This is a genomic window from Salinarchaeum sp. Harcht-Bsk1 (assembly GCF_000403645.1).
Lineage (GTDB): Archaea > Halobacteriota > Halobacteria > Halobacteriales > Salinarchaeaceae > Salinarchaeum.
On the sequence record NC_021313.1, the window covers coordinates 2594416 to 2620256 of the forward strand.

The 25841-nt window shown below is 66.4% G+C and carries 29 protein-coding genes; 21 read left to right on the plus strand and 8 right to left on the minus strand.

All coding sequences use genetic code 11. The features are described from left to right. The first annotated feature begins 162 nt into the window (after positions 1-162). From panB to L593_RS11995, 14 genes are all read left to right on the plus strand, one after another. Positions 163-993 carry a 3-methyl-2-oxobutanoate hydroxymethyltransferase gene (gene panB, locus L593_RS11930; RefSeq protein ID WP_020447224.1) on the plus strand — a complete coding sequence of 277 codons (831 nt, stop codon included), beginning with the start codon at positions 163-165 and terminating at the stop codon, positions 991-993. An 81-nt stretch (positions 994-1074) separates the two neighbouring features. After that, positions 1075-1848: an AAA family ATPase gene (locus tag L593_RS11935; protein ID WP_020447225.1), complete on the plus strand. Its 774-nt coding sequence runs from the start codon at positions 1075-1077 to the stop codon at positions 1846-1848. Then, positions 1845-2405 (plus strand): hypothetical protein, encoded by a 561-nt coding sequence (locus L593_RS11940; RefSeq protein WP_020447226.1) that lies wholly within the window; start codon positions 1845-1847, stop codon positions 2403-2405. The genes L593_RS11935 and L593_RS11940 overlap by 4 nt, the downstream gene beginning before the upstream one ends. 140 nt (positions 2406-2545) lie before the next feature. Beyond that, positions 2546-2881, plus strand: a complete 336-nt coding sequence (locus tag L593_RS11945) for a helix-turn-helix domain-containing protein (protein ID WP_020447227.1) — start codon at positions 2546-2548, stop codon at positions 2879-2881. Positions 2882-2986: 105 nt separating this feature from the next. Further along, a complete protein-coding gene (locus L593_RS11950; RefSeq protein ID WP_049894476.1) occupies positions 2987-3265 on the plus strand; it encodes a hypothetical protein in 279 nt (92 codons plus the stop codon). A 301-nt stretch (positions 3266-3566) separates the two neighbouring features. Then, entirely contained in the window at positions 3567-4178 is a 612-nt protein-coding gene (locus L593_RS11955; protein ID WP_020447229.1) for an archaellin/type IV pilin N-terminal domain-containing protein, read from the plus strand. Between the two features lie 316 nt (positions 4179-4494). Next, positions 4495-5109, plus strand: coding sequence for a hypothetical protein (locus L593_RS11960; protein WP_020447230.1), 615 nt, complete (start codon positions 4495-4497; stop codon positions 5107-5109). A 372-nt stretch (positions 5110-5481) separates the two neighbouring features. Next, positions 5482-7143 (plus strand): FlaD/FlaE family flagellar protein, encoded by a 1662-nt coding sequence (locus L593_RS11965; RefSeq protein ID WP_020447231.1) that lies wholly within the window; start codon positions 5482-5484, stop codon positions 7141-7143. Further along, positions 7133-7576, plus strand: a complete 444-nt coding sequence (locus L593_RS11970; RefSeq protein WP_020447232.1) for a flagellin — start codon at positions 7133-7135, stop codon at positions 7574-7576. The genes L593_RS11965 and L593_RS11970 overlap by 11 nt, the downstream gene beginning before the upstream one ends. A 62-nt stretch (positions 7577-7638) precedes the next feature. After that, on the plus strand, positions 7639-8103 hold the full coding sequence (locus L593_RS11975; protein ID WP_020447233.1) for a CARDB domain-containing protein: 465 nt from the start codon (positions 7639-7641) through the stop codon (positions 8101-8103). Continuing rightward, on the plus strand, positions 8100-8858 hold the full coding sequence (locus L593_RS11980) for an ATPase domain-containing protein (protein ID WP_020447234.1): 759 nt from the start codon (positions 8100-8102) through the stop codon (positions 8856-8858). Before L593_RS11975 ends, L593_RS11980 begins: the two co-directional genes overlap by 4 nt. Position 8859: 1 nt before the next feature. Further along, positions 8860-10527 (plus strand): type II/IV secretion system ATPase subunit, encoded by a 1668-nt coding sequence (locus tag L593_RS11985; protein WP_020447235.1) that lies wholly within the window; start codon positions 8860-8862, stop codon positions 10525-10527. 65 nt (positions 10528-10592) lie between these two features. After that, positions 10593-12335, plus strand: a complete 1743-nt coding sequence (gene flaJ, locus L593_RS11990) for an archaellar assembly protein FlaJ (protein ID WP_020447236.1) — start codon at positions 10593-10595, stop codon at positions 12333-12335. A gap of 89 nt (positions 12336-12424) precedes the next feature. Next, a complete protein-coding gene (locus L593_RS11995; protein WP_020447237.1) occupies positions 12425-13090 on the plus strand; it encodes a hypothetical protein in 666 nt (221 codons plus the stop codon). On the opposite strand, the gene L593_RS12000 is transcribed toward L593_RS11995, so the two are convergent. From L593_RS12000 to L593_RS12025, 6 genes are all read right to left on the minus strand, one after another. Beyond that, positions 13087-14679: a cell division ATPase MinD, archaeal gene (locus L593_RS12000; RefSeq protein ID WP_020447238.1), complete on the minus strand. Its 1593-nt coding sequence runs from the start codon at positions 14677-14679 to the stop codon at positions 13087-13089. The genes L593_RS11995 and L593_RS12000 overlap by 4 nt on opposite strands. 211 nt (positions 14680-14890) lie before the next feature. Next, complete coding sequence (locus L593_RS12005) at positions 14891-15706, minus strand: class I SAM-dependent methyltransferase (protein ID WP_049894116.1); 816 nt, start codon at positions 15704-15706, stop codon at positions 14891-14893. Positions 15707-15784: 78 nt separating this feature from the next. Then, positions 15785-16225 (minus strand): GNAT family N-acetyltransferase, encoded by a 441-nt coding sequence (locus L593_RS12010; protein ID WP_020447240.1) that lies wholly within the window; start codon positions 16223-16225, stop codon positions 15785-15787. 103 nt (positions 16226-16328) lie between these two features. Continuing rightward, a complete protein-coding gene (locus L593_RS12015) occupies positions 16329-16529 on the minus strand; it encodes a ubiquitin-like small modifier protein 2 (RefSeq protein ID WP_020447241.1) in 201 nt (66 codons plus the stop codon). A gap of 147 nt (positions 16530-16676) precedes the next feature. Beyond that, the gene (locus tag L593_RS12020; RefSeq protein ID WP_020447242.1) at positions 16677-18038 is read right to left on the minus strand and encodes an NAD-dependent succinate-semialdehyde dehydrogenase; all 1362 of its coding nucleotides are present in this window, start codon (positions 18036-18038) and stop codon (positions 16677-16679) included. 458 nt (positions 18039-18496) lie between these two features. Beyond that, positions 18497-19156 (minus strand): TrkA family potassium uptake protein, encoded by a 660-nt coding sequence (locus L593_RS12025; RefSeq protein ID WP_020447243.1) that lies wholly within the window; start codon positions 19154-19156, stop codon positions 18497-18499. A gap of 167 nt (positions 19157-19323) precedes the next feature. Here L593_RS12025 and L593_RS12030 point away from each other — a divergent pair, with 167 nt between their 5' ends. Next, entirely contained in the window at positions 19324-19506 is a 183-nt protein-coding gene (locus L593_RS12030) for a hypothetical protein (RefSeq protein ID WP_020447244.1), read from the plus strand. A 22-nt stretch (positions 19507-19528) separates the two neighbouring features. Here L593_RS12030 and L593_RS12035 read toward each other — a convergent pair whose 3' ends face one another. Then, positions 19529-19846, minus strand: a complete 318-nt coding sequence (locus L593_RS12035) for a hypothetical protein (protein WP_020447245.1) — start codon at positions 19844-19846, stop codon at positions 19529-19531. A 298-nt stretch (positions 19847-20144) separates the two neighbouring features. Between L593_RS12035 and secF the strand changes: the two genes are divergently transcribed. From secF to pyrF, 5 genes are all read left to right on the plus strand, one after another. Beyond that, a complete protein-coding gene (secF, locus tag L593_RS12040; protein WP_020447246.1) occupies positions 20145-21041 on the plus strand; it encodes a protein translocase subunit SecF in 897 nt (298 codons plus the stop codon). Next, positions 21038-22630, plus strand: a complete 1593-nt coding sequence (locus tag L593_RS12045; protein ID WP_020447247.1) for a preprotein translocase subunit SecD — start codon at positions 21038-21040, stop codon at positions 22628-22630. The genes secF and L593_RS12045 overlap by 4 nt, the downstream gene beginning before the upstream one ends. 189 nt (positions 22631-22819) lie before the next feature. After that, the gene (locus tag L593_RS12050; RefSeq protein ID WP_020447248.1) at positions 22820-23272 is read left to right on the plus strand and encodes a DUF2240 family protein; all 453 of its coding nucleotides are present in this window, start codon (positions 22820-22822) and stop codon (positions 23270-23272) included. Positions 23273-23371: 99 nt separating this feature from the next. After that, the gene (locus L593_RS12055) at positions 23372-23830 is read left to right on the plus strand and encodes a hypothetical protein (RefSeq protein ID WP_020447249.1); all 459 of its coding nucleotides are present in this window, start codon (positions 23372-23374) and stop codon (positions 23828-23830) included. A 25-nt stretch (positions 23831-23855) separates the two neighbouring features. Further along, on the plus strand, positions 23856-24674 hold the full coding sequence (pyrF, locus tag L593_RS12060; protein WP_020447250.1) for an orotidine-5'-phosphate decarboxylase: 819 nt from the start codon (positions 23856-23858) through the stop codon (positions 24672-24674). Positions 24675-24792: 118 nt separating this feature from the next. Here the strand turns inward: pyrF and L593_RS12065 are convergent, their stop codons facing one another. After that, entirely contained in the window at positions 24793-24978 is a 186-nt protein-coding gene (locus L593_RS12065) for a hypothetical protein (RefSeq protein ID WP_020447251.1), read from the minus strand. Positions 24979-25098: 120 nt separating this feature from the next. On the opposite strand from L593_RS12065, the gene L593_RS12070 reads away from it, so the two are divergent. Further along, entirely contained in the window at positions 25099-25716 is a 618-nt protein-coding gene (locus L593_RS12070; RefSeq protein ID WP_020447252.1) for a J domain-containing protein, read from the plus strand. Positions 25717-25841: the final 125 nt, after the last annotated feature.

Genomic DNA, 25841 nt, shown 5'->3' on the forward strand with positions numbered 1-25841 from the left:
GGAGCGCAACGAGCCGCCCGAGTCGAGCGGGAGGGGGCTTCCAAGCGGTTCGATGTCTAGCCATCAGCAGCAATCACTACAGCACATATTCACGCATCGAAGGACACACAGATTCGCAATTTCGACGCGAGATTTATCACATCGGCCCGCCCGATTTGACCTGTGTCGCGAACGACGATTCGGGATCTCCAGACCCGCTACGAGTCCGGAGAGCCCATCACGATGCTGACGGCCTACGACGCGCCGATCGCCCGCCAGGTCGATCGTGGCGGCGTCGACGCCATCCTCGTCGGTGACAGCGCCGGGGACAACCACATGGGGTACGACGACACCCTGCCGGTGACCCTCGAGGAAGCGCTCTCGAACACGGCCGCGGTCGACCGGGCCGTCGACGATGCGCTCGTGATCGGCGACATGCCGTTCCTCTCCTACGGCACCTCGATCGCCGAGTCCGTCGAGAACGCTGGCCGGTTTATGAAGGAGGCTGGCGCCGACGCGGTGAAACTCGAGACCGCTCCCTACGGCGAGACGACGATCGAGATCGTCGATCGCTGCACGGAACTCGGGATCCCGGTCCAGGGCCACATCGGCTACACGCCCCAGCGCAACAACGAGATCGGAGGGGCGTTCGTCCAGGGCAAGGACCGGGACGTCTCGGCGGGCATGCAAGCGCTCGTCGATACTGCAGAGGAGCTGGTAGCTGCTGGCGCGTTCTCGATCGTCCTGGAAACGGTGAGCGAGGCTGCGGCAAAAGCCGTCACCGAAGCCGTCGACGTCCCGACGATCGGCATCGGCGCCGGGCGGTACGTCGACGGGCAGGTGCTCGTCACGAACGACGTCATCGGCCTGAGCGGCGAGTCGTTCAAACTCTCGAAGCAGTACGCGGACCTCGATTCGAAGATCCGTTCGGCCGTCGAAGCCTACGTTGCCGACGTCGAGTCGGGCGAATTCCCGACTGGGGAGCACGCCTTCGAACCGATCGACGAGGAGTAAACCGATTGGTGCGCAAGGTGGACCGAGCGTCTCGCGTTCGATCCGAACTCTTTTGCCTGAAAGATTCCACAGTAGCAGCCAATGGTTGAGGCCTTCGCCGTCGCGAGCGGGAAAGGCGGGACCGGCAAGACCACGTCTGTGCTCGCGCTCGGGATGGCGCTTGCCGAGGAATACGACGTCACCGTCGTCGACGCGGATACCGGGATGGCGAACCTCCTCTTCCACGCAGGACTCGCCGACGTCGACACGACGCTACACGATCTCCTCGTGGAGGACCCGGAGTTGCCCGTAGAGGACGCCGTCTACGAGCGTCACGGACTGTCGGTCGTCCCCTGTGGCACGAGCCTCGCCGGCTTCAGCGCGGCGCATCCCGAGCGCCTTCGGGACGTCGTGGCCGAGCTCGCCGACGACACGGACGTCATTCTGCTCGACTCGCCGGCTGCGCTCGGCTCGAAGAGCGCAGTGTTGCCGATCGTCCTCGCGGACCGAACGATCACCGTGCTCCAGCCGACGGTGCCCGCCCTGAGCGACGGCCTGAAAGTCAGGGAGTACGCTCGCTCCTACGGCACCGAAGGCGCGGGCGTGCTGTTCAATCGGGTGACAGACGACCGTGCTGTCGAGCGCGTATCGGCGTCGAGCGATCGGTACTTCGACGGGCCGGTGCTCGGCGTGGTGCCCGAGTCCGAGGCGGTTCGTGCTGCGCGTGAGGCTGGCAAACCTCTCCTCGCGCACGCGCCCGATTCGTCCGCAGCATCGGCCTACAGGGAAGCGGCACGGACGCTGACGGTCGAGGCTGGCGACCCGGGTGCTGTCGCGGATCGCTTCGCCAGCGCCGTGGTACCGGATCCGCCATGACTGCACATGGCGGGCAGCTGCTCCAGTCGAAGGTGGTCTCCGACCTCGGCGACGTCCTCGAGCGTGCCCTCGACGGCTCGATCACCGGCTACGCCACGGTCGAACCCCAGGATGTCCTCCTGCTCGATGCGGAGGGCGTCGGCGTGCTTGCCTTCGAGGCTGGCGTTCCCGTCGCGGCCCGACACTCTGGGACCGGCAGGGTCGGCCGGGAGGCGCTCGCGGAGCTGTCGGTCCCCGGGCCCTGCCGCGTCGAACTCTACGAGCGCCATCGTCCGGTGCCGTTCGTCGAGGAGCCAGCCAATCGCATTCCGCCGGGCCTTCCCGCTGATCGGCTGGTGCGAGACGCGGACCTCGCGAACCGGACGCGATCGGCTGCCGCCGATCGGGGCATCGGCGAGCGAACCGACGCGGACGCTCTTCAGGCGTTTCTCACCGACGAGGAACGCGTCGACGCGATTCGTCGCGAGGCTCGTGAGGAGGCGCGAGCACGTGCGGAGCAGTGGGGACTCGAAGACGCACTGGTCGACTCGTCACCGGATGGCGATTCGCCCCACTGAGACGTCCCGAAACGGTCGATGCTGGCCGCCAGAGCGATTTCGTCGGCGTGAGAATCCCGTTATTGTGGGTGAAAACGGCGGTCCAAGCGCCTGGGACGCGGCAATAACTTATTTGAGTCGTTTCCGGTTAGTAGTTCGATATGGATCCGGTGGAGCTGTTGAGCACGCTCGGGAACAAGTACAATCCCGAGATTCTGCAGACGACTTACGAGCCCAAGTCGGCCCAGGAGCTCAGCGAGGAACTCGACATTCCGATCGCTACGAGCTACCGGCGGGTCGAGCAGCTCCAGGAGCTGGGACTGCTAGAGCAGGAGGGGAAGGAGTTCTCCGACGAAGGCCGCCAGCGAAAGGTGTACCGCCGGAACGTCGACGAGATCGTCGTCGAACTGGGCAACGACGATCTCGACGTCGACACCACCGAGCGCACGGAGGCCAAGAACGCGCTCAATGACGTTTGGAGCGACCTTCGCGGCTGAGACGCTCCCGTCGATCTGGCGGCTATCACAGCAGAGAATTCCCGCCGTGGATTTATGGTGGTCTCCTTCCCAGGTCGTGTCAGTCCCGCAGACGCGGGTGTCACGATGAAATCCATCGAACTCCTCTATCTGGCGTTCAGCGGTACCCTGGCTGTGGCGGGTCTCACCATGGTCGGCATGGCGATCCGCGCATACGCCGAGACGCAACGCCGCCACATGGTCCACCTGTCGATCGGCTTCACGCTCATCGTCGGTGCAGCTGTGGCGACCACGATCAGTGCCTTCATCAACGACTTCCAGAACCCCCAGTCGCTGTTGACGGTCAACTACTTCGTGACGACCCTCGGCTTCGTCTTCATCGTCTTCAGCCTCGTCGCCGAATAACGTCAAGTCGGTAGCCGTTTTTCGATATTGAGAACGACAGAGATGGTATTCTCTCCTGTGAGACCACGATCTATCTCATTTATCTGATCAGAGATTTACTCGGTATCGTGCGCGTAGTGCCGCTCAGAGACGAATATACTCGCGAAATTCGCCTCCATCTACTCGATATGGCCAATAGCCTTAACATACTGATTCCTGGATCGGTCTTCCGGGTTATCAACAGAGAAAATATCGCCACTGGATTTATACACTGTCGTCCATCCGGTTGCAGGTACGCCCTCGCAACAGGGCTGGTCAACCAATGAAACTGATTCCAAACGAAGATGACCGCGGTCAGGTGGGGATCGGCACCCTCATCGTGTTCATCGCGATGGTGCTGGTCGCCGCGATCGCCGCGGGCGTACTGATCAACACGGCAGGCTTCCTGCAGGACCAGGCAGAAAATACAGGGACCGAATCGACCGCGCAGGTCGCGAACAATCTGCAGGTTCAGACCCAGACGGGGATCGTGAACAACGCCGGAACCGGAGACAACATCTCCGAAATTCACGTGGGCGTCCAGCCAGCTGCCGGGGCCGAGGCGATAAACCTCGAGGAGCTGACGATCCAGTACAACAACGAGAACAGTACGAACTTCATCCACAACGACTCAACGAACGACGGCGTCAGTAACACGTTCACGACGACCGCCGTCTCTGCGGAGGACGGCAGCGACAACGTGATGAGTCAGTCCGGTGACTTCTACGAGATCGTGCTCGATCTCTCGGCGACGAACAGCACGGCGAACCTCGAACCCAGTGAGGAGGCCGAGGTGACGATTACGACGCCACAGGGGTCCCAGACTGTGGTCACGCTCAGAGCTCCGGACTCGCTCGCCACCGCCGACCCGGGAGAGACCGTCGAACTACGATAGCGCGTAGCTGATCACAGCGGTGATCGCGGGCAACCCTGCCCGTCTTCTTCGGCACTTCGTTTTTGCACCGTGGCGTCGAGATCCTTAATCGAGCAGCGGCGCGCAACGTGACGTGGCGTGTCGGCGGTGCTCCGGTTAGCGACTCTCGGCCGATCGGCTTGCGGGCGTGAGTGTGAACGAGTGCCTGGGGGTGCGCGTGAGAGTGCGGGAGCAACGACGCGTCGTCGTCGCGCGGGTTACAGCGACTGGATGCCAGGGATCGCGCTTCCGCTGGCCCCGCCCGCAAACCTATATGTGCCGACTGAATATCTCGACTATGGCACCCGACGGGGACCCCACCGACGAGGAGGGGAAGGTTCTCTCGCCCCAGGAGCTCGAACTCGCCGACAAGGACGGGGTCGAACAGCTCGGGGAAGGGCGATTCGTGGTCTCGCCCGACGGGACCGATCCGAACGTTCCGACCGAACTGTCCGTCGACGATGCCGACGTCGAAGCGTCGGCTCGCGAGGAGTCAGTAGCGGCGACGACCGGTGAGGCACCGACCGCATCCCCCGAGTCGCCTTCGTTGGACCGGACCGCGATTCAGGACTGGCACGAGCGCCAGCTTCGAGAGTCTCCCTCCGCGTACGGCTACCACCTCTCGCTCAAGGCCGGGACGGCGATCGATCACCACACCCTCCACTCCGACGACGTGACGATGGCGTTCAACAACCTCCTGCTGTGGTACGCCCGGACCGTCGACGCGGACCTGCCGCCCGGTGCCGTGCTCGGCATCCTCCTCTCCGACGCGAGCGTTCCCGTCCAGTACCCCGTCAAGACGCTCGAGCAGTTCGTGATGAACCAGGGACTCTCGACGGACGACTCGATCGGGGACCTCCTCGAAGCGGCTCGGGACGACGGTGGCGTCGTGTTCCCGCCGCGAACCGAGTAACGCTGCCGTTACAACCGCAGTCAGACTGTTGCTTCGTCGTGCACTCGCCGTTTCCGTCGGTCTCGCCAGTTTTCGAGTGCGTCGATCGCACCCACAGACCACTCGGGAGCCGTGTTTCCCGCTGGGCCCGGGATCGAGGGGTCACTTGAGGCTTACGACAAAATTATCTTCGAAGATAATTGGGGGTACCATCTGTCTTCTGTAGGTCGCTGGGCCGCTGGCTTACCGTTCGCGCATACACGGCAATAAGACCTTTAAGAACTCCCGGTGTACGAAGTTCCACGACTCTACGTGGACGGTATCCACGAGGAACCAACGCGGACGTTGCGAACACGCGAACATTACAATGCACGATAATCGGGGGTGGTAGAAATGGGCGACGAGGACTCGAACGGCGTCGTCGGCCGCGTTGCCGACGTGCTGGCACGCCTCGGTGGCGATCCACGCGGCGCACGACCAGCGTCGAGTACCGAGCGATCGGACCAGCCGGCGTTCGAACGGGCCACCTCGCGCGCCGACCCGGCGATCGGATCCGAGGAAGCCCGCCCAGTCACCGATGGCGGTGCCGACGGCGTGCCACCGGGTGAGAGCCCCTGGCCGGACGACGATCCGATCGTCTTCGGATCGGACGCCGAGAGCGAACGCGGCACCGCGATCCTGGACGCGGTCGTCGATTCCGAGGCCGAGGACGCGCCGCCGTTTTCCGCCGCCGACCAGGAGGACTCCGACGCCGCAGCAGGCGGCGCCGACCCCCGGGACGCGGACGGGTCACCTCCGAATGCAGGTATCGACCCCGATCACCTCGACGAACTCGAGGCCCGCATCGAGGCACTCGAGTCCGATCACCTCCACCTGGAATCGAGCATCGCCGACGTGGCACGGAGTCTGGACGACCTCAAAGGCGAGGTCGCTGGCGTCGGTGCCGACGTGCAGTCGCTCGTCGCGGTGCTCGGGGGTATCGCGATCGCTCGCGACGGTGCTGCTTCCGGCGACGACGGGGCGAACGTCGAAGCGATCCTGGAACGTGCCGCCGTCGAAGCCGCAGACGTCGAGACCGCGGACACGGAAACCCGCGCCGGGTCCGACGCCGAGCGCTCCGCTGAATCTGAACGCTCCCCCGAATCCGAGCCTTCACTGTCCGAGGACGAGTGCTCGGCCTCGAACGAGCGCTCGTCCGAAACCGAGCACCCTTCCGAAACCGAGCACCCTTCCGAAACCGAGCACCCTTCCGAAGCAGCGAACGCACCCGAATCGGATCGCTCACCCGGCGCCGTGAAGTCACCTGACGCCGAACCCTCACTCGACCCCGGGGCCTCGACCGGAGGTGGTGACGCCGCGGACGGCTCCACCGTCGATGGAAACGGATCCACCTCCGACGCGCAGGAATCCACCTCCGACGCCAAGGGTTCGTCGTTCGACCCGGACGAACCCCCGTCGGGAATCCATCGCGGTGCTGGCGATCCCCGCCGACCTCCTGAAGGCGGAGACTCGACGGTCGCACCGTCGCCGTCGGCCGACCACGACCCGGCGCGAGAACTCGTCGATCCACGGACCGACGCCGTCGGGGCACGGCTCCGCCAGTTCCGCGATGGCTTCGTGGACGACCCGACGGCGGACCTGCCGACCGGCAACGGGGCAGACGAGTTCCGCTTCGAGAAGGTCCTCCTTCCGACCGACGGTGCGGCCGCTCCCGACCTCTCGAACGCCGAACTCGCGAAGCCGTACCTCGAAGCGCTTCCAGACGGCTACGCTGGCGACGCCGTCGTCCTCGAGTGGCTGGACTGGCTGGTCTCGGCGGCCGACGGCGCGACCGCCGCTCACGCGATCCGGTACTACGAGTCGATCGAGTGGCTCACTGCGGACGTCAGGGACGACCTCCTCGGCTACCTGGAGGGCCTCGGGGAGCAGCACCAGGAAGGCGAGACCGCTCCGGCCGGGACGCCGCCGGCAGCGCTCGACCTGCAGGACCACCTCCGCAGTCTCCAGTACGTGACCGAACTCGCATCCGGGGAGGTGGGTTCGGATGGGGTTTAGCGTCAGCGGCGCGACTGCCGTGATCCTCATCGGCGGCCTGATCGCGTTCAGTTTCGCCTTCAGCGCGGTGAACAACGGGTACGAGCGCGTCTCGGAGGCCCAGGAGGATCGCGAGGACCGCCAGTTGATGCAGGCGAACTCCGACGTCGGAATCGCGAACGCGACCTACGATAGCGGTACCTCGACGCTGACGGTCAACGCCACGAACACCGGCTCCTCCGAGCTCGTCGTCGGTCGCGTGTCCTTGCTGGTGGACGGCGCCTATCGATCGAACGTGACCACGGCGATCGACGGCGACGCGACGACAGACGTGTTCCTGCCCGGCGAGGTGCTCACGATGACGGTGAACCAGTCCGTCCGGCCCGACCGGGTCAAGGTGATTACAGGGACCGGCGTTGCAGCCATCTCGACGGAGGTGAACGCCAGTGCGTGATCCATTCCACGCGCTGACAGTCTGCCCGAGCGCTCGTCGCCGGGCGATCGGGGTGATCCGGCATGGCTAGCGTCTCGATCTCGCACCTCGTGATCTTCATCGCGAGTCTGCTCGTGGCGGCGACGGTCGCCGGCGCACTCGTCACCGGGGTCGATCGCATCAGCGGCTCCGTCACGGATCGGAGCCTGGACACCAGCGAGGAGGTACGGACCGACCTGACGATCATCTCCGACGCCGGCAGCGACGCGGTGTACAACGAGTCCGGCGGCAACGGAACCGTGACAGTGCTCGTGAAGAACACGGGATCGTTGAATCTGGACGCGACAGCCGACCAGGTCGACGTGCTCGTCGACGGCGCCTACGTCGGCAACGGTGACGTCACTGTGACGTCGCTGGAGGGCGAGCCGCTCGACTGGCGAACCGGCTCCGTCGTCCGGATCGAGATCGCGACGACGCTCGATGCCGGTGACCACCGGGTGCAGGTGACGGCAAACGGCGACGAGGAGGTGTTGCGATTCCGCGTATGAGTGGACGAAACCTCGTACCGCTCGGTCTCGACGACCGAGACCGACTCAACGCGGAGCTGGGCGGCGGGATTCCCCGTGGGAGCATCGCCATCATGGAGGGCCAGTACGGCGCCGGAAAATCCGCGCTCACCCAGCGGTTCACGTACGGCATCTGCGAGGAGGGCCACACGGTCACCTTCCTCTCGACGGAACTCACCGTCAAGGGGTTCATCGACCAGATGCACTCGCTGGACTACGGCGTCGAGGATCACCTGCTCGACGAGCGCCTCCTCTTTCTCCACGGCGACATCGACTCTTCGAGCGCGCTCCGTGGGGACGAGGAGGATGAGGGCGAGCGGATGCAGCTACTGAAGCGGCTGATGGACGCCGAGACGATGTGGGAATCGGACGTGATCATCCTCGACACGTTCGACGCCATCCTCCGGAACGACCCCAAGTTCGAACACCTCGTCCGGCAGGGCGACGAGCGACAGGCGGCCCTCGAGATCATCTCCTTCTTCCGGGAAATCGTCGCGAAGGGCAAGATCGTCATCCTTACCGTCGACCCGACTGCCGTCGACGAGGAGGCGATGGGACCGTTCCGGTCGATCGCCGACGTCTATCTGGAACTCCAGATGATCGAGGTCGGCAACGACGTCCGTCGGAACATCGCGGTGAAGCGATTCACTGGCATGGGCGAACAGGTCGGTGACTCGGTCGGGTACTCCGTCCGGTCGGGCATCGGAATCGTCATCGAGAGCAGGAGTGTGGCCTGACATGGCAGATCACGGAACCAAACAGATCACGCCGGAGCTTCGGAAGGTCGCGGGGCGACGCCCGCACCTGGCCCAGCACCTCAAGGAGTTCAAACGCATCACGGGCGAGTTCCCGGAGCTGATCGAGGAACCGACTGGCGAGTACGAGACCCACCGGCCGAACGTGCTCTATCCCGTCGGTGGTCCGATTTACTGTCACGTCTACGGTGACCTCGGTCGCGACACGAAGTACTACGCGATCGAGCCGACGCTCGACGACACCGAACTCGGGCTCTACAACGACGTCCGTCGTCGGCTACTCGAACGCTCGGCGACGAAACCCGCTCCCGAGACCGAGGAGGAGTACGACCAGCGGATCGACCAGCTGCTCTCCGAGACGGTCGCGATCGAGGGTCGAGAGGTCGGTACGATCGACCAGCTCGTCGACCGGATCAGCGGCGGGCCGAAGACGGTCGACCGCAAGACCTACGAGAATATCCGGTACCAGCTGACGCGGGACATCGTCGGGTTCGGGCCGCTCGAACCGGTCATGCGCGACCCCGCGAACGAGGACATTCACGTCATCGGGCCCCAGCAGTGCTTCGTCGATCACGACACGTTCGGCATGCTCGAGACGACCGTCGAGTGGGGCTCGAACGAGGAGTTCGACAACTGGCTGCGGAACATGGGCGAGCGAATCGGCGATCCACTCAGTGACTCCGACCCGATCGTCGACTCGACGCTGCCCGACGGCTCGCGTATCAACATCATCTACTCCGACGACGTCTCGATACAGGGCTCCTCGCTGACGATCCGCCAGGGCGAAGAGGTCCCGCTGTCGGTCCTCCAGATCACGAAGTGGGGCACACTCTCCCCGGAACTCGCCGCGTACCTCTGGCTCTGCCTCGAGAACGAGCAGACGGTCTTCGTCGTCGGGGAGACGGCGTCCGGGAAGACGACTACGTTGAACTCCATCATGTCGTTCATCCCCGCGGACTCGAAGATCTACACCGCGGAGGACACCGCAGAGGTCCTGCCGCCCCACGACACCTGGCAACAGCTCCTGACTCGCGAGGGCGGCGACGGCAACTCGGACGTCGACATGTTCGACCTCGTCGCCGCCGCACTGCGCTCTCGCCCCGACTACATCATCGTCGGCGAGGTTCGTGGCGAGGAGGGGCGGATGGCGTTCCAGGCCGCCCAGACCGGCCACCCGGTCATGCTGACCTTCCACGCGAGCGACATCGTCTCCATGATCCAGCGGTTCACCGGCGATCCGATCAACGTCCCCGAGACGTTCATGGACAACGCCGACGTGGCGCTGTTCCAGAACCGGGTCAAGCAGGGCGACGACGTGCTGCGCCGGGTCACCTCTGTCCAGGAGATCGAGGGGTACTCCAAGGAGATGGACGGCGTCGTCACCCGGCAGTCCTTCTACTGGGATCCCGCGTCCGACGAGATCGTCTTCCAGGGAATGAACAACTCCTTCGTCCTCGAAGAGCAGATCGCGACGCTGCTCGGGTACGAGGATACCCGCGAAATCTACGACGAACTCCAGTTCCGGGCGGATCTCATCCGCCGGATGATCGAGGAGAACGTGCTCGGCTACCACGAGGTCAACGAGGCCATCGCCGACTTCCAGCGCGACGGCATCGAGGGCCTCCCGTTCGACATGGCCAGAACGACGTGATCGCGATGCTGGGACAGACCGCCGAACCGTGCGTCCGCCGTGGTGGGGAGGTGACCTGCTGAACGATGTCCACGAGTGGCAGCAACCCCGGCGCGACGAAGGGCAACCTCCTGCTCGGGGCGCAGGCGATCCTCGACTCCTACGAGGAGATGGACATGCCGATGGAGCGGTACCTGCTGCTCGTCATCGCGCCCGCGGCGTCCTTCTTCGTCTTCACGCTCGTCGCGACCCTCCAGGTGCCCCTGCCGCTCGTCCTCCGGTTGCCGATTCCCGGGCTCGGCTTCCTCGGCGTCGTCGCCGCTGTCATCTACCCGAAACTCGCACAGAACCGGGCCAAAGCGGCGATCGGCGACCGGCTCCACCTGTTCGTCACGCACATGACGATCCTCTCGACGACGAACATCGACCGCGTCGTCGTGTTTCGCAAACTCGCGAACGAACAGGAGTACGGCCCACTCGCCGACGAGATGCGGCGGATCGTCGAACTCGTCGATACCTGGAACCAGAGCCTCGACGACGCGTGTCGGATGCGCGCCCGACAGGTACCCAACGACGCGCTCGCCGACTTCCTCGAACGGTTGGCCTACACGCTCAACGCCGGGCAGGAACTTGGCGACTTCCTGCTGGCCGAGCAGGACATGATCATCCGGAACTACGTCACGCACTACCGGTCCAGCCTGGACAACCTGGAGGTGCTGAAGGACCTCTACCTCTCGATGATCCTGTCGATGACGTTCGCACTCGTGTTCGCGGTCGTCCTCCCGATCCTCACCGGCTCGAACCCGACGGTGATGGTCGCCGCGGTGATCATGATGTTCTTCATCGTCCAGCTGGGGTTCCTCTACGCCGTCCGGGTGATGACGCCCAACGACCCAGTCTGGTACCAGGACGACGAGAAGCGACTCCCCTACGACCTCCGGGTCGTCGCGAGCCTCGCGATTGCGATCGTCCTGATGTTGCTGATCGTGGTCCTCGCGATCCTCTCGGCGCTGGGCGTTCCCCCGCTGCCGCCGTCGATCCACGCGTCGATCCCGCTGCCGTTCTACGTCGCGATCCCGATCACGCCGCTGCTCGTTCCGGGGATCGTCATCCGTCGAGAGGAACAGCGCATCCGGAGCCGGGACGAGGAGTTCGCGAGCTTCATCCGAGCGCTCGGCGCCAGCGAGAGCGTCAAGCAGTCCACGACCTCGAACGTCCTCTCGACGCTGCGAACGCGTGAGTTCGGGCCGCTCACCGACACCATCGACAACCTGTACAAGCGGCTGAACATCCGGATCGACACGCTCTGGGCGTGGGACTACTTCGCCGCAGAGTCCCACTCCTTCCTCATCCAGAAGTTCAGCGAGATGTACGTCGTCGGCCGCGAGATGGGCGGTGACCCGAAGGTGCTCGGTGAACTCATCTCCAAGAACCTCTCGGAGGTCCTCCAGCTCCGCGAGCAGCGCGCCCAGTCGACGGTCACGTTCGTCGGTCTCCTCTACGGTATCACCGCGGCCGCGGCCTTCGCCTTCTTCATCGGGCTCGAGGTCGTCAACGTGCTCACGGCGATGTCCGCGGGCCTCCAGACGCCGGACAACATGGCCGTCGGGAACATCATCTACCCGGACATCTACAATATCCCGCTGATCGAGTTCCTGCTGATCATGCTGGTCCTGATAAACGCGATGATCTCCTCGCTGATGATCCGCGCTGCAGACGGCGGGAACAGCGCGAACGCCTACATGCACTTCGTGTTCCTCACCTGGATCGGCGCGACCGTCGGCTGGTTCACCCGCACGATGATCGGCGTCTTCCTCCAGGTCGGGTAACACTGAATCGGTCCCGATCCTCCTGGCGAGTCGCCCTCGGACGCCGTCGAGACGAGAGGGTTTTGCGGTTCGCCGGTCAATCGGCGGGCATGGATCGCGACGCGGCCGTCGATCGGGTCGAACGCCTCGTCGACGCCGTCGCCACGGAACGCATGCCCGTCCCCGTCAGAGAGGTCTGGGTGTACGGCGACCTCGCTCTGGGCGTGGACCCCGTCGATCGTCTGGACGTCTACCTGACCAAGGACGTGCTGCTCGAGGACGACAGCGACCTCGATGAGGATGGTGCGCCGAACCCAGAAGCGATCGAAGCCGAGCACGGCGTGGAGGGGATCGGCTCGACCGTCCGCACTGACTGGGCTGCGGAGCACCCCGAGCACCTCCGGGCGAACCCCAACGGCTACGCCGCTCCCGAGCGCTGCCTCGCGGCGCACCTCCTCGGCGACGACGAGCCGATCCACCTCGAGGTCTGTAACACCGGCTTCGAAGACAACGTCACCCAGCGCCTCCGCGGCGCGGTCGCTCGTGACGCCTACGAGCAACTGCTCGACCCTCGTGGCGTCTGCCTGTGGGTCGACGGCGTCCGGAGCGACACCGCCTTCGAGAAGCTCCGCGAATCGGCGCTCCCCTTCCCGCCACTCTCTGAAGCGCTCGGACAACTCGGCCTGGAAGACGACGAGGCAGAACGCGCCGCGAAAGCGGTCCACTCCTGGCGCGAAGCCCAGGACGGCGTCACCGTTCGTGGCGACGTGGTCTAGTCGCCGTCCTCTCGCTCACGACGTTCCTGCACGCGCGACATCGTCTCCTTGAACACCGCCTCGATCTCCTCGTCGCTGAGTTCGGCGTCGTCCTCGTTGGAATCGTCGTCGGCCTCCGTCTCCAGGTCGAGTGAAGAGCCGTCAGTTGCCGAGTCGGCGCTCTGCCCACCGTCTCTCGACTGCCGATCGTCATCGATCCGTTCCTTCACGTCGCCCAGCAGGCCGTCGAGGGGCTTCGAATCGTCATCGCCATCCGACGCGTTCCCGTCGTCGGTGGCTCCCGATTGCTGCTTCTCGGCAGATAAGGGAGTCCTCGACGCCGCCTCATCTGTCGGCGGTTCCGCCGGCTTTGCTTCGGGGTTGGTGAACGGGTCGTCGTCGGTCGGAATCGTATCGTCGGTCGACGCCGCATCACCGGTCGTCTCCTCCGCGTCGGCCGTCGAGGCTTCGTCAGTACCGCTCTCTCGTGGTTGGCTTGGATCGTTGCTCGCGCCGCCCGCCCGTGACTCGTCAGCGTCCCGGGAGGCGACCGTCTCCGCCCCTTCGACGCTCACCGGGGCGGCCGATTTGGCAGGTCCCTGCGTCGACGTGCCCGATGCCCCCGTCGACGTCGGCGGTTCGGATTCCGACTCCTCGGCCACCACGTCGGCCGTGTCAGATCGCGCCGGACCGCTGGCCGATGCGTCGCTCTCGCCGTCCCGGTCGGTCTGCCCATCTCGATCGTTCCCGTCGTCGCTTGTCGGGGCAGAATCGTCGGGTTCGCGTTCGTGAGCCTCCTCGCGTTCCGTCTCGCCGATCTCCTCGCTGGCCTGGCCGTCGTCGGCCTCACCGTCGTCCGTGGCGGTGCTCGCGGTTCGCGAGGGGCCGCCGCTCATCGGGAGTACGGGTTCGTCGTGGTCCCCGTCGCGGAACCGGAGCCCGAGTTCCCAGGCACAGGTCGCGATCATGCTGTCGGGCTCGGTCCGGAGGACGGAGGCGCCAGCCTCGGCGGCGGCGCCGACCGTCGGGTCTTCCGGGAGGACCCCGAGCACGGGCTGGTCGGTCGACTCCAGTGCCTCGACTGCGTCGTCTACTTCCTTGGGTGGCACGCGGTTGGCCAGCACGCCTCGGACCGGCACGTCGAACGCCCCCGCGAGGGCGACGGTCTCCGGAACGGCACCCGCGACGTCGGGATCGGTGACGATCGTCACAGCGTCTGCGTGGCCGAGCCAGGCGCTCTGGGCGGGCGAGAGGGTGGCGCCACAGTCGACGAGGACGACGTCGAATCGATCGCGGAGCTGGTCGTAGAGGGTCGCCACCGCGTTCGGGCGGATCGCGCCCCAGTTCGTGTCGGGGTCGGCCGGGAACGCGGCGATGTCGTGGGGTCCCGCGGCCTGCACGTCGCCGACGGCAGTTCCCCGACGCAACGCGTCTGTCAGGTCACCGGCGCCGTCGAGGTCGATCGCGTCGGTGAGCCGCGATCCCTCCTCGGTCGCGTCGACGAGTGCGACGCGCTGGCGTTGCTCGCCGAGTGCGCTGCCCAGTGCTGTCACGGCCGTCGTCGTCCCGGCCCCCGCGATCGTCCCGACGACGGCGACGACGGAGCTCATTGGACGTGGCTACCAACTCCCACGGCATAACGATTGCGTCGATCCCAGGTACGTACCGTGAATTCGGACGATAAAGACGCGCTCGCTGCCGTTTGCTATCATTCCATCTTCGCACGTGGAACCACCGTCGAATCCTCCGATCGAACCGCTCGTACGTTCCGGAATGGAAGTGCGCCGAACGATCGTCTATCTGACAGCATCCGGGTGGCGGTCACCTGTCGGCCCCTGGAGGCACGGTGCCGACGGTCACGTAGAACGGGACGACCTCTCGCCGGCGATACCGGTCGTCACGGACCTGCTCGATTGCCGCTCGACCCACCGCCCGCCAGCGCTCGCGGAGGTCGTCGTACGCAGCCTCGGAGAGTCCGCCAGCGAGCAGCGTCTCGCGGTCCCCTGCCAGGCCGGCACCGCTGGCGGTCCGTCGCACGGCTTCGAGGTCCGCCTCGGCGTACGGCGGTTCGATCGTCCGGACGTGGTCGTAGCGCGTCGTCCGGACGTCGGCCAGTCCGGCGTCCTCGAACGCGGCTCGCGTCCCCGCGCCGCCGAGGGCCACGTCCGTCGGGACACCACGACGATAGGCGGCCCTCGCCTCCGCCGTGAGCGTGGCTTCCTGCTCGACAGAGGACTCGACGGTCACGTCCGAATTGTCGGGTTCGATCGCGGCGACCGCGTCGCTCGCGACCCGAGCGAACTCCTCGACGGCAGCGGCGGGGTCTGGAAGATTGATCAGGAGCGCCTGACAGACGACCAGGTCCATGGCGTCGTCGGCGAACGGCAATTGAAGCGCGTCCCCGGCGACGACCGGCGAGTACTCGCGTGCGACCGTGAGGAGCGCTGGATCGGCGTCGACGCCGTAGACCTCGCCGGTGGTCTCCTCGGCGAGCACGCGCGTGAGTTCGCCCGTGCCACAGCCGACGTCGAGCACCCGATCGCGCTCGGCGAGCGAGAGGTCCGCGAGCGTGGCTCGCGAGTCGGCCCACATCCCACGTCGGGTGTTCGTGAGGTACTCCGCGGAGAACTCGCGCACGGGGAACGCCTCGCGGCGCGCCGGCAAAAACGTCTCGTCCGTCGACGGCGATTCCGCGACGTCGGCGCTCCCGTGCGGTCACCGAGCGCGGAGCAGCGCCCATCGGCGCCCGTCCGGGGTCTCCTGGCACTCGGCACCCAGCGCCTCGTAGAACGGTTCGACGTCGGCGTCGAAGTCGGCGACGAGCGGCGACCACCGCTCCCGCGCCGCGTCGAGCAACGCGGTGCCGATCCCGGATCGTCGACGTTTGCGCCGCACGGCGATCGCACGCAGGTGTGCCGCGTCGGGCCAGTCCGCAGGCGGGTCTAGATTCGTCGGGCCCTCCGGCGCGACCACGAGGGTCCCGACGACCGCGTCCGAGGTTCCCTCCAGGGTCGCGACGAGGACGGTCCCGTCTTCGAGGCGAGTCCGCAGCCCATCGACCTCGAGGAGCGCCCCGTCGAGCACGCGGCTGACCGCGACGTGGTCCGCCGTGGTCGCTACGCGGACGACCGGGGATCGGGCTCCGCCGACGCTCATACCGATCGATCGGTCGTCGCGCGAAAAAGCCGTCCGATCGGGTTTCCCCGTCCGGGCAGCTTCCGCGCACTTGACGCCAGAAATGTCCGCAATTGCTTGTCCGCTATCCGCCTTTGACGAGTTGGAGCACGGTTACGGCGTCCGCGTCGACTGGCGCATCGGCGGGTACCGGCTGCCCGTCGACCAGGGCGGTCGCCTCGTGCTTGGAGCGGTCGACGGCCTCGAGCAGGTCGTCGTACGTCGCGTCGGCCGGGAGCGTGACCTCGCGGGCGTCCTCGCCAGCGACCTCGACGACCACGTTCATGCCCGGAGAGAGCCCTGCCGGGACCAAGAACCTCCCGCCTCGAACTCGATCGAGTACTCGATATCTCACGGTGGGATCGAGCACCCCCACCTCGCAGGGGTCGGATTGATTCTCCCCGCTGCTGGGCTGGTCGCCAGCATCCGGCGATCACTCGATCCAGACGGTCTTGCGGTTGGTGAACTCCTGGATGCCCGCCTCGGAGAGTTCGCGGCCGTAGCCGGACACGCCGACCCCGCCGAAGGGAACGCGCGGGTCGGATTTCACGAGCTGGTTGACGTAGGTACAGCCAGCGTCGATCCGCTCCGCGATCCGCTCGCCCCGCTCGCGGTCCTCGGTCCAGACGCTCGCGCCGAGGCCGAACTCGGTGTCGTTGGCTTTCTCGATGGCCGCACCGTCGCTCTCGACGCGATAGACCGCGGCGACGGGCCCGAACACCTCTTCGGAATCGGCCGGGCAGCCTTCGGGGACGTCGGTCAGGACCGTCGGTGGGTAGTACGCACCTTCCCGATCGAGCGGTTCGCCGCCGGTGACGACGGTCGCCCCGGCGTCGACGCTGGCCTGGACCTGCTCGTGGAGCGTCTCGAGTTGCCCCTCGCTCGACTGTGGGCCGACGTCGGTCGCCTCGTCCATCGGATCGCCAACCGCGTATGACTCGATTTCGGCGACGAACCGATCGAGAAACTCGTCGTAGACGGCGTCGTGGACGACGAACCGCTTGGCGGCGATGCAGGACTGGCCGCCGTTGAGGTTGCGCGCCCAGGCCCCGGTTTCGGCGGCGTCGTCGAGGGCTGCGTCGTCGAGGACGACGAAAGGATCGCTCCCGCCGAGTTCGAGCACCGTCTTCTTGCACTCGGCGCCCGCCGTTTCGGCGACTGCGCGCCCGGCCGGCCCGCTCCCCGTCAGGGTAGCTGCTTTCACGCGATCGTCTTCGAGCACGTCCTCGACGAGGTCCGAGGAGACCAACAGCGACTGGAAGACGCCGTCGGGATAGCCCGCCTCGGCGAAGACTTCCTGGATGGCCATCGCGCACCCGGGGACGTTCGAGGCGTGCTTGAGGAGTCCGACGTCGCCGGCTGTCAGGTACGGCGCCGCGAATCGAAACACCTGCCAGAACGGGAAGTTCCAGGGCATCACCGCCAGCACCGGCCCGAGGGGCTCGTAGCTCGTCTTCACCGTCGTACCGGGCGGGCTCGGGTGGTGCTCGTCCGCGAGGTACTCGCCAGCGTGCTCGGCGTAGTGGTCGCAGACCCACGCACACTTCTGGACCTCAGAACGGGCCTGCGAGATCGGCTTGCCCATCTCCCTCGTCATCAACTCCGCGTAGCGGTCCTCGTTCTCGCGGAGCACCTCGCCCGCGTTCGCGAGCAACTGCTCGCGTTCGCGGAGGGGTTGCCCGCGCCAGTCTTCGAACGCGTCGTCCGCACGCTGGAGGGCTGTTTCGACCTCCTCGCGGGAGTGCTCGTCGTACGTGTCGATGCGATCGCCGGTCGCCGGGTTGACGACCTCCATACCCGATCGACGGCTCGCAAGCGTTTGAATCTCGGGTTGGATTCGAGTCCGGCCGTTCGCGACCGGTCTGGGAGGAATCGATGCGGCGGCGCCGCTCGATCCGTGGTCTCGGCAGCCCAGACGGCCGTCGACCCCGACGCAGTCACGCGCTCGTCTGACGCGGATTTAATAGCCACACTCCCATCCGACCAGACCGGGCGCGCACTACTGCCCACTCCCCATCCTCACCAGCGCGCGCCCGCACCGCTCTCTCCCGTTCGCTCCCGTTCGACCGCTCCCGACGGCGGCTCCCCGCCGTCGAACTCGATTTCGACGCTGTACGCTGGACAGCGAATCCGCTATTGGTGGCGTGTGATCGGACGACGGGATCGGCTGGATCGGTTCGGCTGGAAGGATGCGACTAGGACGGTTCGGCTACTATGGATCGGATGCGCGGCGGGGATAGCTGTTGGAACCGGTCAGGCCGCTCCGAGGAGTGCCTCGCGCACGCCCGGGACGCTCTCGGTCTCGACGATGACGGCGACGCGGTCGCCGGAGTCGATCTGCGTTCCGGGGAGGGGAATCGTCAACGAATCGTGGGAGCGCCCGTGGGCGTAGATCCGGGCCGACGGCGGGAGATCCACCTCGCTGACTCGCTTGCCGACCGCGGGCGCGTCGCGACCGATCTCGAAGACGCTGAGCTGGAGGTTCTCGGTGAGATCCGCGATGACGTTGAACGTTCCGCCGAGCAGTGCCGTCTTCGCACCCGCAGCGCCGAGTCGTTCGGGATAGATGACCTCGTCGACGTCGTCCGCGTACTTCTCGTAGATCTCCTCGCGGTAGTCCTCGTCGATGCGGAGGACGGTCCGGCAGCCGTGGTGCTTGCCGATCATGCAGGCCGCGAAGTTGCTGTTGAGATCGCCCGTGAGTCCGCCGAGCGCGTCGACGGTCTCGAGGTCGATCCCCTCGAAGGCGTCCTCGGTCGTCCCGTCGCCCTCGTGGACCTCGAACCCTTCCGTCTGCGCGCGCTTGACCTTCTCCTGGTCGTTCTCGACGAGGAGTACCTCGTGGCCCTCCGAGCGCAGAATGCGTGCGGTGCGGGCACCGACGCGTCCGTAACCGACGATGACGAACTTCATAGCAGACTCGTTGGTCACGGGCGGCTTAAATACCGTCGATGCCGCAACTACTGAATCGTTGACGATCCAGTGTAGACGCGGTCCGTTTCCCCCGACGGTCCCCACGATCGTCCAGTCCCGTACGCGACCGGCACCACTAAAGTGCCGGCGCTCCCGACGAGATAGGTATGCGAGCAGAGGACGACATCCGTCGCCGACTCGAGGACCTCGAGGCCCGGTACGACGACAACGACCCGCCATCCTCCCCGACCGCCGACGAGCTCGAGGTCGAACTCCTCCGGGCGATCGCCGAACTGGAGTGGGTGCTCGACGAGCGCTCGGAGCCCCAGGAACTCCCGCCGGACGTCTGAGCGCCCCGGATCGTCGGCACCATCAGGGCCCTGTTTCGCTCTGGACCGACCAGCCCCCGGCGAGTCCACAGGCCTCCCGCTCCCGGAAGCGAACCGCCGTCTCGTCGTCGATCGCCTCGCCACCCTCGACGGCCTCGACGCGTAGCGGCACGTCCAGGCTGTCACCACAGCACCCGACGCCGACGAACTCTGACCACTCGTCACCGACGGCAGCCGTGTCGTAGACGCGTCGGAGGTACGCCCGGAACGGCGTTCCTTCGACGATGCTACGGCCCCACTTGCTGAGGTCCGCCGGGTAGGACACCGTGATCGCTCGGGCCGTTCCGTCGCGCTCGGTCATACCCGTTCCTACGTACGCGAGAGGTTTAGCGGCCAGGGTCGACGGCGGCGAATGGAGTCGATCTCTGTGAGTCAGGCCGAACCGGCGTGTCGCGATCGGGGTCGATCGACTCGTTGCGCGTTCGAGTCCGTCGCCCTCATCAATCGCGGTCGCACCCGTGCGCCCGCTGTGCGCGCTCACCTGTCGGTAGCCACGTCCTTCGTCGCGGCGGCATCGCCCGATCGCGTCGTCGCCGTGCAGTACCGGCACCCGAAGCGGTATAACAAGGCTTATTCGGGAACCGATTGGAGGCACTGGCATGCGTAGTTTCGACGTACCGGAACCGGATTTCGACCGGTACACCAACCGCCAGCTCGCGGCTGTACCGCTGGCGCTCCTCGCGCTCGCCCTCGTCGTCGTCGGTGCGAACGTCATGCTCATCGGTGCCCCCGCACCGCTTGGCATCGAGTTCACTGGTGGGACCGAACTCGTCATCGACACGACGGGGAGTGCCGACGACGTCCGGACTGCCTTCGACACCCAGCCGGAGGACATCCAGACTGTTCAGGGCCAGTCGAATCGGTATATCGTCACCTTCGGCCCGGACGCGGGGGAGAACGGGCCGTCGGTGCAGGATCAGGCGAACGACAGACTGGAGCCGCCGTCCGGGAACGACGCCGTCGTCCAGGGTGTGAGCTCCGTCGACGCAACGTTCGCCGAGAACACGCAACGACTTGCCCTCATCGGGATCATCGCGGCGTTCGTCGGCATGAGCGTCATCGCTTTCGCGCTGTTCCGGGTCTTCGTGCCGAGCGTCGCCATCGTCATCTCGGCGTTCTCCGACATCATGATCCCCCTCGCGCTGATGGGGATCGTCGGCTACGAACTGAGCCTCGGCACCGTCGCCGCACTCCTGATGTTGATCGGGTACTCCGTCGACTCCGACATCCTGCTCAACAACCACGTGCTCAGACGCGGCACCGGCGGGGACTTCTACGACGACGTGCACCGCTCGATGAAAACTGGTGTCACGATGACCGTCACGTCGATGGCCGCGATGGCGACGATGGCGATCGTCGCGTACCTCTTCGGCATTGATTTGCTGACCGCGATCGGTACGATCCTCTTCGTTGGATTGGCCGCCGACATCATGAACACGTACATGCTCAACGTCACGCTGCTCCGCTGGTACAAGTTCGAGGGGGTCAAGCGATGAGCGTCCTCGGCGCAGCCCGCGAGAACTGGCGGGTTCTGCTGCTCGTCGTCCTCCTGCTGGCCTCGGCGTTCTTCCTCTTCTTTCCGGGGGCGCCGATCGCCGGCGCTGCCGCAGAGGGCGATGGCGGTGGTAACGCGACTGCTGGCATCTCGAACATCCAGTTCGGGATCGACCTCGCGGGCGGGGCGCGGATCTCCGCGCCGCCGAACGGGTATCTCGTCACCGGCGTCGATGTGACTGCGGAGAACCGCATCGTGGTAAAGGAGTCGGTGGCGGACGCGACGAACGCCTCGACCGAGGACGTCGTCACGTCGGTCGACTACGGCAACAACGAGGGCTTCCCGGACGACGCCGTCGAGGTAAGGGCAGACGTCTCTCGTCAGGCGGTGATCGACGGCCTCCGGAACGCGGGCCTCGAGGTCTCCGACGGCGACGTACGCCACGGCGTCTCGGAGTACACCCTGGACCTGATGGTCGACGTGCTCGGCAGTCGCCTAAGCGAATCCGTATTCACAGGCGGCGAAGTTAGAGGAGCCCAGACGCGGAATCAGCCACGCGATCGCATTATAATTAGGGCACCGGGCCAATCGATCGAGGACCTGGAGCAGCTCGTCGCCCCCCAGGGGAAGGTCGAAATCGTCGCCCACTACCCCAATCCCAACGGCAGCGGCGCCCAGCGCGAGACGCTGCTGACCCAGGAGGACTTCGACGCCGGCACCGTCGACAGCAGCGGTGAGAATCCCTTCGTTCCGGTCACCGTCACCCAGTCCGCTGCCGACGACATGACCGCGTTCATGCAAGACAGCGGCTTCGCCGCCAACAGCCAGGGGACGGTGCGCTGTCCGACCGAGGACATTCCGGATAGCAGCTACTGTATCCTCACCGTCGTCGACAACGAGACGGTGTACTCCTCGCCGCTCGGTGGGGACCTGGCACGCGGCTTCCAGACCGGCGACTTTCGCCAGAGTCGATCCTTCGTCGTCTACGCGCCCGACGTTGCCACTGCCCAGGACCTGCTCATCAACATGCGCTCCGGTGCGCTCCCGACCACCCTCGACTTCGACGACTCCACCCAGGTGCTCATCAGCCCGGCGCTGGCGGAGGACTTCCGACAGAACTCGCTGCTCACTGGCGTGATCGCGGTGATCGCCGTCGTGCTCACGGTGTTCGCGAGGTACGGCGATCCTCGCGTCGCGGTACCGATGGCGGCGACGGCACTCTCCGAGGTCGTCATCCTGCTCGGGTTCGCCGCGGCGATCGGCTGGCCGCTCCAACTGTCACACGTCGCCGGATTCATCGCCGTGATCGGGACGGGTGTGGACGACCTCATCATCATCGCCGACGAGGTACAAGCGGAAGACGACGTCAGCTCCACGCGGGTGTTCCAGAGCCGCTTCCGCAAGGCGTTCTGGGTCATCGGCGCGGCGGCAGCGACGACGATCGTGGCGATGAGTCCGCTGGCGATCCTCGACCTCGGGCAGCTCCGCGGCTTCGCGATCATCACGATCCTCGGCGTCCTGCTCGGCGTCGCCGTCAGCCGACCGGCCTACGGGAGCATCCTTCGGTCGCTGACCACTGACGGTCGCTGACTACCGGCACTTCCTGACGCCCAACGGCTGCTGACGCCAACGGCCGATGACGCCCGAGGGTTGCTGACGCCGGATAGCCGCGAGCCTCCGCTGCTTCCGCCGATTTTCGGTCCGATCCAGTACCCCCCATGGCCATCGCGACTGCCAGCATCGCCAGTTTCAATACCTCCTCGCGGCGACTGTCGGCCGATGGATCTGCGGCGGACCGTGGCGGCACCGTTCCGGCAACGGGGCGTGGAGGAACTTGGGGAGAGCGAGTTCGTCGCGGCGATCGCGATGGACCGTCGCTGGTACTCGCCGGCACAGGCGAAGCGCCTGCTCGACGTCGCCGATGGAGAGGGGCTGATCGATCGGAGCGACGACGCCGTCGCGCCGACCTTCGACGTCGGCGAGACGAGTATTCCCGAGGAGTTCTCGCCCGGGGAGGACCTGCTGCGCGATCGCTCGGCCTTCGAGCGCGTCCTCGACGTCCTGACCGACGCCGGGCACGAGAAGCGCGAGGCAGTGGCGGGGATCAACCAGCTCCAGTCCGACCTCGGCGTGACCATCGAGGCCGCCGCGGTGGTCTACGCGCGCCGACAAGGCGAGCCGGTGACCGACGTCGCCGAGCGGGCACGGTCCGAGTTGGCGGCCGACGAGTGAACGGTCGATCGATCCACGCTGTACGATCGGGCGACCCGAAGTGTTCGGTCGATCGTGCCCGACCGCGTCGCCCAAGTGTGGCGACCGCGGAATGCGGGTATGGTGCAGGAGCGGCTCACCGACGGCTATCGCATCGGCGAGCTGCTGGCTTCGGAGATCGACGGCCGCCGGAGCGGCTTGCTGGCGCCGCTCGCGGTCGCGAACGCCGACCGGACGGTGGAGGGTACGCCCGACGGCGAGCGCGCCTACGACGTTCGATTGCTCGAGGGCGACAGGGATCCTCGACGAGAGCCGACGCCAGGCGACGCCGGCGAACTGTTCGCCCGGGTGTTCGTCCACGAGACGGGGGCGACGCTGGTACTCGACGCCACGAGGCCCGATGCACGGGACGCGGCAGTCGCAGCCGACCTCGAGGTCGATCCGGAGTGGCGAACCGGCGGCCTCGCCGTTCGGCTGGCGTACGGTGCGCAGGTCAAGCGTGCAGTCGACGTCCTCGAAGCGGCCGTGGCCGAGCGAGTCACCTCCGGAGACGCGGCCGATGCCGATACAAACGAGTAAAGACCGGCCCGCCACACGTGCAGGTATGAACTGCTTCGATCGCCTGGCCGATCGCGTGGCCGCGGCGGACAGCCTCCTCTGCGTCGGCCTCGATCCCGACCTCGACCGGCTGCCGCCCGCCGTACAGGACCACGACCTGCCGCGCTGGGCGTTCAACCGGCGGATCATCGACGCGACGGCCGAGCACGCGGCCGCGTTCAAGCCAAACGCCGCCTTCTACGAGGATCCCGACGGGTGGCGAGCACTCGAGGAGACGCTGGCCTACGCCGAGGGAAAGGGCGTGCCGGTCGTCCTCGACGCGAAGCGAGCCGACATCGGGAACACCGCTCGCCAGTACGCGAAGCTGTTGGATTCCGCGGACGCGATCACGGCCAACCCCTATATGGGCGAGGACTCCCTCCAGCCGTTCCTCTCCCATCGCGAGGCGGCGACGTTCGTCCTCTGCCGGACCTCGAACCCCGGTGGCGAGGACCTCCAGTCACTGGAACTCGAGGACGGCGACCAGGTCTACGAGCGCGTCGCGGACCTCGCAGCGGAGTGGGACGACGGCAACGTCGGTCTCGTCGTCGGTGCGACGGCCCCCGAGGAACTCGAGGAAGTGCGCGACCGCGTCCCCGAACTCCCGTTCCTCGTCCCTGGCGTTGGCGCCCAGGGAGGTGACGCCGAGGCCGCCGTCGAGTACGGCACCGCCTCGGCAGGCCCCTACGAGGGCGTCGGTCTCGTCAACTCCACGCGGGGGATCATCTTCGCGTATGAAGACGCGAACGTCCCGGCGGATCGCTTCGAGGAAGCCGCCGCCAGCGCCGCCCGGTCTCTGAAGCGTCGACTCAATCGGCACCGGTAACCCGCTACGCGCTGCCGTCGAGCAGGTGGCAGCCGCTCTCTCCCTCTCCTGCTCTCTCTCTCTCGATTTCTCTAGCTCTCGTCGTCTCTGGTCCTCGCTAACTCTCGCTGCCTCGCTCTCAGAACTGGAACGTATCTCCACCCTCGCCGGGCGTGGGATCGCCACCCTGCACCTCGGCGGCGCATCGCGTACAGAATCCGAGCCGTTCTGCGAGGTGTTCGCGGCAGACAACGGCGCCACAGCGCTCGCACCTGTCCACTGCCGGTGCCTGTTCGCAGATCTCACAGAGGCCGGAGACGCTCATGGCCCCAAACTACGACCTGTGGTGGTTTGAATCCCAGGCCGGCACTCGCGGCGGACCGCCGTCGCTCCGCCCTCATTCCCCGGCGAGGGGCTTACGGCGATCGACGCCCAATAATCCCCCGTGCACTCGGTGGTCCTCGGCTGGCTGGCCGGCCTCTTCGCCGTCATGGCGGCGATGCTCGCCCTGACGGCGGCCGTCGTCGGCTGGCCGATCCTGCTGCTCGCGATTCCGCTGGCCGCGGTCGCGTACCTGTTCTGGTACCACGCGACCGGACGGCTGACCGAGCGGTTGCGCCAGCGGGCACGGCGGCAGGGTGGGCGCCGCCGGTCGGCTGGCACCCGACGAGACCGCCGTCGCCGTCGGGCTGCTGCGACGGGCTTCGGGCCCCAGAACGACCCGGACGGCAGCGGTGGTACCTACTGGCGCGAGGAGCGCCGGCGAGCGCGCGAGCGAACGGCTGCTGAGCGCGGACGGGACAGGGCGGAACCCTGGGCGCCCGGCCCCGGCCATCGTGGTAGTGAGGCGTCGGGACGGCGGCCAGGCGCGCAGCCGTCGAACGCCGGCATGTCGCCCGATCGAGCCCGCGGCGTGCTCGGTGTGCGGTCGGACGCGGACGCCGAAACGATCCGGGACGCCTACCGCGAGAAGGTCAAAGAGACGCATCCGGACCGTGGCGGCTCGACGGACGCGTTCAAGCGCGTCAACGAGGCCTACGAGACGCTAGACCGGGCGGCCTGACGGTATCGACGTCCTACCAGAGGGATCTAGAGCGCTCCCGAGTCGCTGGTACGCCTCGATATGCTCCAATCGTGCCATGCACACGCATACCGACCGGGAGAGTTTTGTCGCCCGATTCCCAACGC